This window comes from Isoptericola sp. AK164 (assembly GCF_029643425.1).
Classification (GTDB): Bacteria; Actinomycetota; Actinomycetes; order Actinomycetales; family Cellulomonadaceae; genus Isoptericola; species Isoptericola haloaureus.
This window is the reverse complement of the sequence record NZ_CP119106.1, coordinates 327,079-339,964: the sequence shown is the minus strand read 5'-3', so window position 1 is coordinate 339,964 and position 12,886 is coordinate 327,079. Positions and strand designations below refer to the sequence as shown.

Below are 12,886 nucleotides of genomic sequence, written 5' to 3'. Positions count from 1 at the left end.
GACGGTGGCCGGCCCGCAGGCCGGCCGGCCGCCGTCCGCCCCCGGGAGGACGCATGAGACACCGTCTGCGGCGGTTCGGAGCACCGCTCCTGCTGCTCGCCCCGTCGCTGATCCTGCTGGCCGTGTTCGTCTACGGCCTCATCGCCGCGAACTTCCGGACCTCGATCACGGACAACCACACCGCGGCCCAGGCCACCGGGCAGCAGCCCGTGACGACGGTCTGGTTCGAGAACTACGTCGCCCTGCTGGGCAGCGACGACTTCCAGCACTCGCTGACGAACCTCGTGCTGTTCACGGTCGCGTTCCTCGTCGGGACCATGGTGATGGGGTTCGGCTGGGCCTGGATGCTCGACAAGCCGGACCGCGGCGAGGGGTTCTTCCGCTCGATCTACCTGTTCCCCATGGCGGTGTCGTTCGTGGCCTCCGGCGTCGTGTGGCGGTGGCTGCTGAACTCCAACCAGGGCGAGGGCGCCAGCGGCCTCAACCGCCTGTTCCAGATGGTCGGGCTGGACTTCCTGCAGAACAACTGGTGGAACAACATCACGTTCGGCATCCTGGCGATCGCCCTGCCGGCGATCTGGCAGCTCTCGGGGTACGTGATGGCGCTGTTCCTCGCCGGCTTCCGCGGCATCCCCGACGAGCTGCGGGAGGCCGCCCGCGTGGACGGGGCCCGCGAGTGGCAGCTCTACCGGCTGGTGCTCTTCCCGCAGCTGTCGCCCATCGCCCTGTCCGCGCTGATCATCATCGGCCACATGTCGCTGAAGTCGTTCGACCTCATCATGTCGATCTCGAAGCCGGCGAACTACCAGACCAAGGTGCCGGCGGTCGACATGTACGTGTTCAAGTCGAGCTTCAACTACGCCGACGCGGCCGCCGTCGGGACGATCCTGCTGGTCATCGTCGCGCTGGTCGTCGTGCCCTACCTCGTCCGGACCCACAAGGCGGAGAAGCGATGAGCACCCACGTCTCCACGCCACCGGGCGTCACGGGCGAACCCGTCGGGCTCCGGGACGACACCGCGCGCCGCCGGTTCACCGTCGGCCGCACCGCCAAGTACGCGGCGATGATCCTGTTCGTCCTCATCGTGCTGATCCCCGTCTACGTGCTGTTCGTGACGAGCTTCAAGGGGGCCGGCGACGCCTCCCCGGCCCGCGCGTGGAACCTGCCGACCGACTGGACCCTCGACAACTGGGTCGGCGCCTGGAACGCCCTGTCCCCCGCCATCGGGCGCACCTTCCAGATGGTCGTCCCGGCCGCGATCATCTCGGCGATGCTCGGGTCGATGAACGGGTTCGTGCTGTCGCGCTGGTCGTTCCGCGGCGCCGACGTCGTCTTCACGCTGATCCTGTTCGGCATGTTCATCCCGTACCAGGCGGTGATGATCCCGCTGCTGGAGCTGATGCTCGGGGCGGGGGTCCCCAGCGGCGTCCCGTCGCTGATCATCCTGCACGTCATCTACGGGATCCCGATCACGACGCTGATCTTCCGCAACTACTACCAGACCGTCCCGCACGAGCTGGTCGAGGCCGGACGCGTCGACGGCGCGGGGATGCTGCGCACGTACTGGTCGATCATCCTGCCGATCTCGGTGCCGAGCTTCGTCGTCGTGCTCATCTGGCAGTTCACGAACGCGTGGAACGACTTCCTGTTCGCGGTGTTCTTCTCCTCGAGCCAGAACGGCCCGGTCACCCTGGCACTGAACAACCTGGCCAACGGCGCGCTGCTGCAGGACTACGGCGTCTCGATGGCCGGGGCGCTGCTCGCGTCGCTGCCGCCGCTGCTGGTCTACATCCTGCTCGGCAAGTACTTCGTCGGGGGGCTGATGTCCGGGTCGGTCAAGGGCTGACCGACCCCGCCGGGACAGGCGGGCTCAGTCGCGCCCGTCGCGCTCGGCCATGTCGGCCAGCATCCGGTTGTAGGCCCGCAGCTCGGCGTCGTCGTCCCGCTCCGCCCGACGGTCGCTGCGGCGGGCCTCCCGCTCGTCGGACCGGGCCCACTGCACGCCCACGACGACGGCGAGCACCAGCGTGGGCAGCTCCCCGATCCCCCAGGCGATGGCGCCGCCGAGCTGCTGGTCGTCGATCGCGGGCAGACCCCACGGCCGTCCCATGTTCCCGAACCAGTCGGCCACGAGCAGCGACGTGCCGGTGGTGAGCACGACCCCGAAGAAGGCGTGGAACACCATGGTGGCGAACAGCAGGAGCAGCCGCTGCGGGTACGGCGGGCGCTGCGGACCGGGGTCGATGCCGACGAGAGCGTTGGCGAACAGGTACCCGGCGAGCGTGAAGTGGATGATCATCCACACGTGCCCGGCGTGGTTGGACAGCGCCCACCCGAACACCGGCGTGAAGTAGAAGGCGATCATGCCGCCGGCGAAGACCACCGCCGCCACGACCGGCTTCGCCACGAAGCTGCCGACGCGGGAGTGCACGATCGCGAGCACCCACTCCCGGGGCCCGCGGGAGCCGTCCTTGCGGGCCGGGACCGCCCGCAGCAGCAGCGTCACGGGGGCCGCGAGGACCAGCAGCAGCGGGACGACCATCGCCAGGATCATGTGCTGGGTCATGTGCCCGGAGAAGATCACGTGGCCGTACACCGAGGGGCCGCCGTTCGTCACCCAGACCATGATCGCCATGCCGGCGCACCAGGAGATCGTGCGACCGAGGGGCCAGCGGTCGCCGCGGCGGCGCAGCCGCAGCGCCCAGGTGACGTAGACCAGCGCCCCGGCGACGCTGGCGACGGCGAACAGGGGGTCGAAGCTCCACTGCGTGAAGTAGTTGCCCAGCGTGTTCTCGGGCGGCAGGGCGTAGCCGGTGAGCTGGAAGGCGGGCGAGGCGTCGACGAGCTCCTCGTCCGGCACCGGCGGCGCCGTCGACCCGAGCGCCACCGCGACGCCGGAGACCGCCCCGATGGTGACGAGCTCGGCGGCGAGGAGCTGCCAGAACAGCCGTCGCACGCGGCCGGGGTCGGTGGCGAGCCGACCGACGACCCAGCGCCGGTGGGCCCAGCCGAAGGCACCGAGCGCGAGCAGCAGGAGCACCTTGGCCTGCAGCAGGACGCCCCACCGGGTGACGAGGTCGTCCAGGTGCTGCATGCGGATCAGGGCACTCATCAGGCCGGACAGGGCGACCAGGACGAAGCACCAGGCCGCGACCGGGGAGAACCGGGCGACCGCGCTCGCGGCGAGGAGGTCGTCGTCCCGGCGCCTCCTGGTGCGGGTGAGCACCACGACGAGCAGCGCCGCGAGCCCCCCGACCCACAGCGCCGCGCCGACCAGGTGCAGCAGCATCGCCCCGACGGCCAGGTCGTGGTTGACGGCCCCGGCGGCGTGCCCGGTCGTGGACTGCAGGGCGAGCGCCGCCCCGGGCAGCACGGCCGTCCACAGGGCTCCGACCGGACCCCGCACCCCCAGTGCGAGGGCCGACGTGACCGCAGCCAGCAGGATCGTCCACAGCCCGATCTGCCCCAGCTCGACGTCGAGCACGAACTGCCACAGGCCCTGCCCGAAGGTCTCCGCGGCGAGGGAGATCGTCGAGACGTAGGAGTAGCTGAGGACGAGCTGGACGACGGCGGCGACCGCCCACAGGCTCGACGCCCAGCCGGCCACGAGCAGGACGCGGTCGGTGTGCCGTCCGCGCGGCAGCAGGAACGCGACCGCGAACAGGCCGCCCACGGTCACGGCAAGCGCGAGCTCGGACAGCACCGTCGCGGCCGGCAGCCCCCAGCGCACCGCCGGCCCCGGGTCGCTGAAGGTCCCCAGCGGGTCGAAGGCGCCCGAGTAGGAGCCGGCGGCCAGCAGGGCGAGCAGGGCGACGACGACGGCGCCCGGCCCGGCGGCGATCAGCCACCAGGGGCGCGCCGACGTGGGCGCCGGGGCGGGGCGGGTCGTCGGGGCGGCGGGCGCGGTCACAGCATCCAGGGTAGGCGGCGTGCGGGGACGTCCCGGACCGCCGTCGCTGTGACCCTCGCCGCCTCCGCGCGAGATCGACCCACCGGGACCGAGATCGACTGACGGTGCGTCGATCTCGGTCGGGTGGGTCGATCTCGCGGCGACGGGACGCGCGCGGGCCCGGGGACTCCGATCAGCCCCAGACGAGCCCCTGCGCGGGGTCCTCCAGCACCTTCGCGACGTCGGACAGGAAGCGCGAGCCCAGCCCGCCGTCGACGAGCCGGTGGTCGAAGCTCAGCGCGAGCTGGGTGACCCAGCGCGGCTTGATCTTGCCCTTGTGCACCCACGGCTGCTGGCGGATCGCGCCGAACGCGAGGATGCCCGACTCCCCCGGGTTGAGGATCGGCGTCCCGGTGTCGATGCCGAACACGCCCACGTTGGTGATGGTGAACGTGCCCCCGGACATGTCCACCGGCGTCGTGCGTCCGGCCCGCGCGGTCGCCGTCAGCTCGCCGAGCGCCTGGGCGAGCCCGAGCAGCTCGAGGCGGTGGGCGTCCTTGACGTTGGGCACCACGAGGCCCCGGGGGGTCGCCGCGGCGATCCCGAGGTTCACGTAGTGCTGGTAGACGATCTCCTGCGCCTCGTCGTCCCAGCTCGCGTTGATCTCCGGGTGCCGCTGGATGGCCAGCAGCGCCGCCTTCGCCGCGATGAGCAGCGGCGTCACCCGCACGTCGGCGAAGTCACGGTCGCTCTTGAGCCGCTCGACGAGCTTCATCGTCTTCGTGACGTCGACGGTGTGGAAGACCGTCACGTGCGGGGCGGTGAACGCGCTGGCCACCATCGCCTCCGCGGTCCGCCGGCGCACGGACTTGACCGGGACGCGGGTGGTGCGACCGTCGTCGGAGACGCCGCCCGAGGCCATCCAGGGCTGGTCGTCACCGGGGTAGGTCGCGAGCGCCCGCGGTTCGGCGGCCGCCGCGTGGGCGGTGACGTCCTCACGGGTGACGATCCCGCCGGGGCCGGTGGGGTGCACGGAGGCCAGGTCGACCCCCAGGTCGCGGGCCAGCTTGCGCACCGGCGGCTTGGCCAGCACCCGCACCCGGGTCGACGACGGTGCGTCGGCCGGGGACGAGGCCGCCGGCACGCTCACCATCGCGCGGTCGATCGAGGGGCCGGACGGCGCGGGGGGCTCCGGCGTCGGGGCCGGCGTCGCGGCGGCGGCCGGTGCCGGGGCAGCCGGAGCAGCCGGAGCGGCCGGGGCAGCCGGAGCCGGGGGCGGCGTCGCGGCGGCCTCGGCCGTCGGCGCAGGGGTCCCCCCGCGCCGACGCCGGCGCCGTCCGCCCGCCCCGGCGTCGGCGGTGCCGTACCCGACGAGCACCGACCCGGAGGACTCCCCGTTCGACGGGCTCTGCGGCGCGGCGGTCCCCTCAACGGGCGCGGCCGGTGCCGCGGGCTCGGTGGCCGGTGCCGCGCCGTCGCCGATCTCGAGGATCGGGGCGCCCACGTCGACCGTGGTGCCCTCCTCGGCCAGCAGCGCGGTCACGGTGCCGGCCCACGGGCTGGGCAGCTCCACGAGGGACTTGGCGGTCTCGATCTCGACGACGACCTGGTTGACCTCGACGGTGTCGCCGACGGCGACCTTCCACTCGACGATCTCGGCCTCGGTCAGCCCCTCACCGACGTCCGGCAGGGGGAAACGCTGGGTGCTCATCTCGTTCCTCCGGTCAGCGGGCGGGTCAGTGGGCCAGGGTGCGGTCGACGGCGTCCAGGACGCGGTCGACGCTCGGCAGGTACTCGTGCTCGAGCTTCGCCACCGGGTAGGGCGCGTGGTACCCGCCGACCCGCAGCACGGGTGCCTCGAGGGAGTAGAAGCACTCCTCGGTCAGGCGTGCGGCGAGCTCCGCCCCCGAGCCGAAGAACGACGGCGCCTCGTGCACGACGACGCAGCGACCGGTGCGGCGCACCGACTCCGCGACGGTGGGCACGTCCAGCGGGGAGACCGACCGCAGGTCCACGACCTCGGCGCTCGTGCCCTCGGCGGCGAGCGCCTCGGCGGCGGACAGCGCCGTGGCGACCGTCGGTCCGTAGGCGACCAGGGTCACGTCGGTCCCGGACCGGGCGACCCGGGCCGTCCCGAGCGGGTCCGGGCCGGCGGCGTCGTCCAGGGACGGCACGGGGCTGTCCAGGTCGACGTCACCCTTGGACCAGTAGCGCCCCTTGGGCTCGAGGAAGATCACCGGGTCCGGGGAGGCGACGGCGGCGCGCATCATGTCGTAGGCGTCCTGCGGCGTGGCCGGGGAGACGACCCGCAGGCCGGCCGTGTGCGCGAACAGCGCCTCCGGCGACTCCGAGTGGTGCTCGACGGCGCCGATCCCGCCGCCGTAGGGGATCCGGATGACGACGGGCACCTGGATCCGCCCGCGGGAGCGGTTGTGGATCTTGGCGAGCTGGGTGGTGATCTGGTCGTAGGCGGGGAAGACGAAGCCGTCGAACTGGATCTCGCACACGGGCCGGTAGCCGCGCATCGCGAGGCCGATGGCCGTGCCGACGATGCCGGACTCCGCCAGCGGGGTGTCGACGACCCGGTGCTCGCCGAAGTCCTTCTGGAGCCCGTCGGTGACGCGGAAGACGCCGCCGAGCCGGCCGATGTCCTCGCCCATGAGCATCACCGACGGGTCGGCCTCGAGGGCGGCACGCAGGCCGGCGGTGACCGCCTTGGCCAGCGGCATGGTCTGGGTGCTCATCGGGCCACCTCCGCGGTCTCGGCGTCCTGCGCGGTCTGCTCGGCCGTCTCGGCCTCGTACCGCTCGAACCAGGCGCGCTCGGCGGCGACCTGCGCGTGCGGCGTGGCGTAGACGTGGTCGAACATCGACGTGGTCTCCGGGGCGCCCAGGGCGCGGACGCCGGCCCGCAGGGTCTCGCCGAGCGCGTCGGCCTCGGCGGCGACGCCGGCCGCCCAGTCGTCGTCCCAGTGCTCCTCGGCGCGCAGCAGGGCCGCGAGCCGGTCGATGGGGTCACGCTGGCGCCAGTACTCCTCCTCGGCACGCTCGCGGTACCGGGTGGGGTCGTCGGAGGTGGTGTGGGCACCCATCCGGTACGTGTACGCCTCCACGAACGTGGGTCCGTGACCGGCGTGGGCCCGTTCCAGCGCCTCGGCCATCACGGCGTAGCAGGCGAGGACGTCGTTGCCGTCCACGCGCACGCTCGGCACGCCGAAGCCCTCGCCGCGGCGGTACAGCGGGACGCTGGACTGACGGGTGGTCGGCTCGGAGATGGCCCACTGGTTGTTCTGGCACCAGAACACGACGGGGGCGTCGTTGACGGCGGCGAACACGAGCGCCTCGCTGACGTCGCCCTGGCTCGTCGCGCCGTCGCCGAAGCAGGCGACGACGGCGGTGTCCCGTTCCGGGTCGCCGGTCCCGACGGCGCCGTCGCGCTGGACGCCCATGGCGTACCCGGTGGCGTGCAGCACGTGGGAGCCGATGACGAGCGTGTACAGCGCGACGTTGTGCTCCGCGGGGTCCCAGCCGCCGTGGTCCTGGCCGCGGTACAGCCGCAGCCGGTCGACCGGGTCGACGCCGCGGACGTGCAGGATGCCGTGCTCGCGATACGAGGGGAACACCATGTCCGGGGCGGCCAGCGCGTGGGCGGGCCCCACCTGCGCGGCCTCCTGGCCGGTCGCCTGGGCGTACAGGGCGAGCTCGCCCTGTCGCTGCAGCGCGGTGGCCTCGTCGTCGAACCGGCGCGTCAGGACCATGTCGCGGTACATCGCGCGCAGGTCGTCACCGGTCAGGTGGGCGACCCGTGCCGCGTAACCGGGATGGTCACCGTCGTTGTCGGGTTCGTGGACGCGCTCCCCGGTGGGGGCGACGAGCTGGACGAGCGGGGTGACGTCGGCGGACCCGACGTCGGACCCGTCGATGACCTGGTGCGGCACACGGTCTCCTTCGCTGGCGGCCCCGGGCGGGGCTGGGCTGCTCCGGCTGCGCGCGAGGCCCGGAGTCCTGCCGCCGCGACGGCGGCGACCCCGAACCTACGCCTTCGTAGCCTACGCCAGCGTAGGTTGCCGGACCGGGGGATCACCCCCCGGCAAGCCGTCCAAGGCTCGACGCCCCGCTTTGGAGGATTCCTCCAACGGGCCGCGAGGGCGTGCGCGGCGAACGGTGTGGTCGCGGACCACTTTCCCGCGACCTTCCGTGGATCATCTACCGTGGAGAGCATGTGACAGACGCCTCGCGACACGAGGAGACGTACCGTGACCTCCACACCGCCGACACAGGACTCCGCCACCTCGTCGGAGCACGACCCGGACTCCGAGGGCCGTCGCTCGGCGATCCTGAGGCCCGTCTTCATCCCGGCCTCCATCATCATCATCGGGCTGATCGTCGCCACGATCGTCTTCGCCAACGTGGCCGGCGACGCGCTCGAGGAGGCCACGACGCAGCTCAACACCTGGATCACCGACGGTGTCGGCTGGTGGTACGTCATCGCCGTCAACATCTTCCTGGTGTTCGCGCTCTACTGCGCGTTCTCCAGGATCGGGCTCATCCGGCTCGGCCGGGACGGAGAGGGCCCGGAGTTCGGGGTCGTCTCCTGGTTCCTCATGCTCTTCAGCGCCGGCATGGGCATCGGGCTCGTCTTCTTCGGCGTCGCCGAGCCGCTGTGGCACTACGTGGCCCCGCCCGAGGCCTTCGGCAACACCCCGGAGTCGGACGCCGCCGCGCGCGAGTCGGTCGGCCTGATGATGCTGCAGTGGGGCTTCCACCCCTGGGCCATCTACGCCGTCGTCGGCCTGGGCCTGGCATACATGTCCTTCCGGCGCGGACGCCCGCTGGCCGTGCGCTGGCTGCTCGAGCCGCTCATCGGCCGCAAGCGCGTCGAGGGCTGGATGGGCCACACCGTGGACACCGTCGCCATCGTGGGCACCCTGTTCGGCGTCGCGACCTCGTTCGGGTTCGGCATCAGCCAGATCCTCGGCGGCCTGGAGTTCCTCGGCTGGGCCGAGACGTCCGACCCGCTGATCATCGGACTGATCACGGGCATCACGGCGGTCGCGGTGTGGTCCGTGGTCTCCGGCGTCCACAAGGGCCTGAAGTGGCTGTCGAACTTCAACATGTCCGTGGCCGCGCTGCTGGCCCTGGTGGTCTTCCTGCTCGGCCCGACGATCTTCCTGCTGAAGTCGATCCCGGAGAACGCCGGCGTCTACCTCTCGCTGCTGCCCGAGACGATGTTCCACGCCGGCCCGTTCTCCAGCGACGGCTGGGAGGCCGCCTGGACCATCGCCTACTGGGGCTGGTGGACCAGCTGGGCGCCCTTCGTCGGCATGTTCATCGCCCGCATCTCCCGCGGGCGCACCATCCGCGAGTTCGTCGTCGGCGTGCTCCTCGCGCCGACCATGGCCTCCCTGCTGTGGTTCACGATCTTCGGCGACTCGGGAATCCTGCAGCAGCGCGAGCAGGGCACGATGCTGGTCGAGGACCCCGAGACGGGCGACATGGTGGTCAACAGCACCACGGCGCTGTTCCAGCTCTTCGAGTCGTTCCCCGGCGGTCTGCCCGTCCTGCTGTCCGTGGTCGCGATGCTCGTGGTCGTGCTGTTCTTCGTCACGTCCTCCGACTCCGGCTCTCTGGTCATCGACATGCTCGCCTCCGGTGGCAGCACCCAGACCTCCGCCACGACCCGCGTCTACTGGGCCGTGCTGGAGGGCGTGGCCGCCGCGGTGCTGCTCGTGGTCGGCGGCAACGTCGCCCTGACGGCGTTGCAGACGTTGTCGATCTCGACCGCCGCACCCTTCTCGATCATCCTCGTCCTGGCGTGCATCTCCCTGATCAAGGCGTTCCGCCACGAGGTGGCCACGATGCCGAGCTACATCCAGGTCCTGCCGCAGTCCGAGGAGGCCGAGCCCGAGCCGCCACCGCTGGCCTCCGCGCTGCGCCACCGTCCGCAGCTGGGCGACGTCTCGATGACCCTCGACGGGCTGTCGACGACGCGCTCGAACGGACGGCCGGCGGCCGCACCGGAACCGGAGCCCGAGGCGGAACCGGAGCCGCAGATCATCACCTACCGGACGCTGCACCCGAGCGACGTCGTCCTCGACCCGGAGACGGGCGACCCCGTCGAGGTCGAGCAGGTCGAGGACCCGCTGGCCGGTGAGGTGTTCGACACCCCGGAGTTCGAGTCCTCCCAGGAGTTCCTCAACCAGGGCGGCCAGCTCGACGAGGACGGGAACCCGATCCCGCTGGACACCGACGAGGACGGCACCGGGGAGGACGGGGACCCGGCGGACCGGTCGGAGGAGCCGGAACCGCGCTCGACGTCCTGACGTACCGGCTCAGCGACCGCCGATCTCGTCGGCAGTTCGTCGTCAGGTCGGCAGTTCGGACTGCCGACCTGACGACGAACTGCCGACGCGACGAGGGACCAACGTCTCGACCCGACGGCGCACGCCCGCCACGTCCAGCCCGTGCGCCGCGGCGTGGTCGTCCGGCGAGCCGTACCGCCGCAGCTCGACGTCCCGGGGCACCCCGACGTGGACGACGCGCGCCGGCCGGTCGGCGAGCGCCGCCGCCACGGCGGCCGCGCTCGTGCCCTCCAGGTACGGCTCGACGACGGCGAGCGCCGGCGTCGGCCCGGCCAGCCGCCGCAGCCCGACCGCGTCCAGGGGGTGCGGCGTCGCCGTGTACGCGACCCGCACCGGCAGGTCGGCGGTGGCGGCGAGCACCGTGTCGAGCATCGGCCCGACGGCGAGCACGAGCGGCGCGGGAGCGGCGCCGGGTCCGTCGGCGACGTCGCGCACCAGGTGGACCCGTCCGTCGGTGGGCCGTGGCCGCTCGTTGCGCTGCCCGGACAGCCGGACGTAGACGCGTCCCGTCCGGCCGGCCTCGGCCCGCAGGATCGCGGCGACCTCGTCCGGGTGCCCGGGCACGTGGACCGTCCAGCCGGGCAGTGCTGCGACGAGGGCGACGTCGGCCGGGGCCTGGTGGGTGCGTCCCGCGGCGCTCGCGTCGAAGGACGCGCCGATGCTGACGAGGATCGCGCCGACGTCCTGGTGACCGAGCGAGATCTTGAGCTGTTCGTAGGGGCGTTCGACGAGGAACGGGGCGTACGTGTGCACGACGGGGCGCCGTCCGGTCAGCGCCAGCCCGCCGGCGACGCCGATCATGGCCTGCTCGCGGATGCCGACGTCGACCACGCGGCCGGGGTGACGATCCGCCACCCGGGCGAGCTGGGCGGCGCCGATGACGGCGAGGACGACGTCCAGGTCCGGGTGGGCGTCCAGCAGCGGGTCGAGCTCGGCGTAGAAACGGGTGCGCATGTCGAGGTCCGGGCCGGCGCTCGTGCCGGGGCCCCTCATGCCGTCACCGTCCGTCCCGTGGCCGTGGCGACCCGCGTCGTGTCGACGACGACGGCGGTGGGCCGGTCGGGCTCGGCCCGGCGCAACGCGGCCGCGAGCCCGTCGTCCGAGCGGGTGTCGACGTCCGTCGTCGTCCACCCCTCGACGGCGAACCGTGCCGCGACGCCGCCCGGCCAGCCGTGCCCGTCGCTGCGGTTGTCGACGACGACGCAGGTGAGGTTGCCCAGCGCGAACCGCCCCGCGACCTGGATCGCCTCGGCGTTGCTGCCCTCGTCCAGCTCGGCGTCCCCGACGAGCACCACGACGCGTGCCGGGGAGCGTACCCGCAGACCGAGAGCCATGCCGACGGCGAGCGGGAGCCCGTGGCCCAGCGAGCCGCTGCCGATCTCGACGCCGGGCACGAGGGTGCGGTCCGGGTGGTGCCCGAGCGCCGAGTCCCACGAGGCGACGTCGTCCAGCCAGTACTCGGGGAAGAAGCCGCGGGCGGCCAGCACGGCGTAGGTGGACGCGGGCCCGTGGCCCTTGGACAGCACGAACCGGTCGCGGTCCGGGTCGTCGGGCGCGTCGGGATCGACGTGCAGCACCTGGTCGTACAGGACCCGCACGACGTCGAGCGTGGAGTGGGCGCTGGGATCGTGCTTCTCGTCGCCGGTCACGCGGGCCACGAGGTCACGGACCCTGCCGGCGTCCAGCCGGTGGGCGGGCCCGAGCCGTGTCGTCGTCATGGGAGGATGATCGGATCTCAAGTTCACTTCAGGTCAAGAGGAGGGTCCCGTGGTGGTCGAGCGCTACCTGACGATCGGGGACGTCGCGCGCCGCAGCGGCGTCGCGCCGTCGGCCCTGCGCTTCTACGAGGAACGAGGCCTCATCGCGGCCCGTCGCACGGGCGGGAACCAACGCCGCTACGAGCGCACGACGCTGCGCCGCGTGGCCTTCATCCGCACGGCGTCGCGGCTCGGACTGACGCTCGAGCAGATCGGGGACGCCCTGGCGACGCTGCCCGACGGGCGCACCCCCACCGCCGCGGACTGGCGGCTGCTGTCGCAATCCTGGCGCAGCCTGCTCGACGAACGGATCGCCGTCCTCGAACGGTTGCGCGACGACCTCGACTCCTGCGTCGGCTGCGGCTGCCTGTCCCTGGACCGGTGCGCGCTGCAGAACCCCGACGACCGGGCCGCGGCCCTGGGCCCGGGGCCGCGCTACCTCGAGGGCGACTCGCCCTCCGACGTCGTGGGCGAAGGTCGGTGAGTCAGTCGGGTGTCTGCTGGTGGACGAGCAGTCGCCAGCCGTCGTCGGTGCTCACGTACGTGCTGGCCAGCGTCGCCGCGTAGGTGTCCCCACCCCGGCGCCCCGTGAACCGGTAGACCACCGTCGCGGTGTCGGCGCTCCGCACGAGCTGCACGTCGCCGAGATCCACCTCGTCCCAGCCCGGCGAGAAGTCCATCGCCGCGACACAAGCCGACTTGTCGAGCACAGCGCCCGGGACGACGACGACGGCGTCCGGGTGCAGCACCTCGGCGTAGTCGCCGCCGGTGCCCCGCGCGAGCCGCCTCTCGATCACCATGAGCTCGTCCGCGGTCGCGTCCATTCCCCGACCGTAGCCGGGACGGGCCGATGTCACACCGTCGCGACGTGACGGCATC

Annotated in this window: 11 protein-coding genes; 4 read left to right on the top strand and 7 right to left on the bottom strand. The window is 72.6% G+C overall.

Annotated features, from left to right (window positions below; all coding sequences use genetic code 11):
• Positions 1-53: 53 nt before the first annotated feature.
• Positions 54-956, top strand: a complete 903-nt coding sequence (locus PO879_RS01530) for a sugar ABC transporter permease (RefSeq protein ID WP_278236189.1) — start codon at positions 54-56, stop codon at positions 954-956.
• Between the two features lie 107 nt (positions 957-1,063).
• Entirely contained in the window at positions 1,064-1,846 is a 783-nt protein-coding gene (locus tag PO879_RS01525; protein ID WP_278237425.1) for a carbohydrate ABC transporter permease, read from the top strand.
• A gap of 24 nt (positions 1,847-1,870) precedes the next feature.
• Here PO879_RS01525 and PO879_RS01520 read toward each other — a convergent pair whose 3' ends face one another.
• The 4 genes from PO879_RS01520 to pdhA all read right to left on the bottom strand — a co-directional run bounded on the left by PO879_RS01520 (position 1,871) and on the right by pdhA (position 7,826).
• Positions 1,871-3,910 carry a cytochrome c oxidase assembly protein gene (locus PO879_RS01520; RefSeq protein ID WP_278236188.1) on the bottom strand — a complete coding sequence of 680 codons (2,040 nt, stop codon included), beginning with the start codon at positions 3,908-3,910 and terminating at the stop codon, positions 1,871-1,873.
• A 172-nt stretch (positions 3,911-4,082) separates the two neighbouring features.
• Complete coding sequence (locus PO879_RS01515; protein WP_278236187.1) at positions 4,083-5,600, bottom strand: dihydrolipoamide acetyltransferase family protein; 1,518 nt, start codon at positions 5,598-5,600, stop codon at positions 4,083-4,085.
• A 25-nt stretch (positions 5,601-5,625) separates the two neighbouring features.
• Entirely contained in the window at positions 5,626-6,633 is a 1,008-nt protein-coding gene (locus PO879_RS01510; RefSeq protein WP_278236186.1) for an alpha-ketoacid dehydrogenase subunit beta, read from the bottom strand.
• On the bottom strand, positions 6,630-7,826 hold the full coding sequence (gene pdhA, locus PO879_RS01505) for a pyruvate dehydrogenase (acetyl-transferring) E1 component subunit alpha (RefSeq protein ID WP_278236185.1): 1,197 nt from the start codon (positions 7,824-7,826) through the stop codon (positions 6,630-6,632). Before pdhA ends, PO879_RS01510 begins: the two co-directional genes overlap by 4 nt.
• A 318-nt stretch (positions 7,827-8,144) precedes the next feature.
• Between pdhA and PO879_RS01500 the strand changes: the two genes are divergently transcribed.
• The gene (locus PO879_RS01500; RefSeq protein WP_278236184.1) at positions 8,145-10,211 is read left to right on the top strand and encodes a BCCT family transporter; all 2,067 of its coding nucleotides are present in this window, start codon (positions 8,145-8,147) and stop codon (positions 10,209-10,211) included.
• Positions 10,212-10,253: 42 nt separating this feature from the next.
• Here PO879_RS01500 and PO879_RS01495 read toward each other — a convergent pair whose 3' ends face one another.
• Entirely contained in the window at positions 10,254-11,243 is a 990-nt protein-coding gene (locus PO879_RS01495) for a transketolase (protein WP_278236183.1), read from the bottom strand.
• Positions 11,240-11,968 carry a thiamine pyrophosphate-dependent enzyme gene (locus PO879_RS01490; RefSeq protein ID WP_278236182.1) on the bottom strand — a complete coding sequence of 243 codons (729 nt, stop codon included), beginning with the start codon at positions 11,966-11,968 and terminating at the stop codon, positions 11,240-11,242. The genes PO879_RS01495 and PO879_RS01490 overlap by 4 nt, the downstream gene beginning before the upstream one ends.
• A gap of 49 nt (positions 11,969-12,017) precedes the next feature.
• Here PO879_RS01490 and soxR point away from each other — a divergent pair, with 49 nt between their 5' ends.
• Positions 12,018-12,491: a redox-sensitive transcriptional activator SoxR gene (soxR, locus tag PO879_RS01485; protein WP_278236181.1), complete on the top strand. Its 474-nt coding sequence runs from the start codon at positions 12,018-12,020 to the stop codon at positions 12,489-12,491.
• A gap of 1 nt (position 12,492) precedes the next feature.
• Here the strand turns inward: soxR and PO879_RS01480 are convergent, their stop codons facing one another.
• Entirely contained in the window at positions 12,493-12,831 is a 339-nt protein-coding gene (locus PO879_RS01480) for a nuclear transport factor 2 family protein (RefSeq protein ID WP_278236180.1), read from the bottom strand.
• Between the last annotated feature and the right edge of the window lie 55 nt (positions 12,832-12,886).

Bases quoted from the DNA above. Each gene is read 5' to 3' on its own strand.
- PO879_RS01530 (WP_278236189.1), top strand. From the start codon at position 54: ATGAGACACCGTCTGCGGCGGTTCGGAGCACCGCTCCTGCTGCTCGCC.
- PO879_RS01525 (WP_278237425.1), top strand. From the start codon at position 1,064: ATGATCCTGTTCGTCCTCATCGTGCTGATCCCCGTCTACGTGCTGTTC.
- PO879_RS01515 (WP_278236187.1), bottom strand. From the start codon at position 5,600: ATGAGCACCCAGCGTTTCCCCCTGCCGGACGTCGGTGAGGGGCTGACC.
- PO879_RS01510 (WP_278236186.1), bottom strand. From the start codon at position 6,633: ATGAGCACCCAGACCATGCCGCTGGCCAAGGCGGTCACCGCCGGCCTG.
- PO879_RS01495 (WP_278236183.1), bottom strand. From the start codon at position 11,243: ATGAGGGGCCCCGGCACGAGCGCCGGCCCGGACCTCGACATGCGCACC.
- PO879_RS01490 (WP_278236182.1), bottom strand. From the start codon at position 11,968: ATGACGACGACACGGCTCGGGCCCGCCCACCGGCTGGACGCCGGCAGG.
- PO879_RS01480 (WP_278236180.1), bottom strand. From the start codon at position 12,831: ATGGACGCGACCGCGGACGAGCTCATGGTGATCGAGAGGCGGCTCGCG.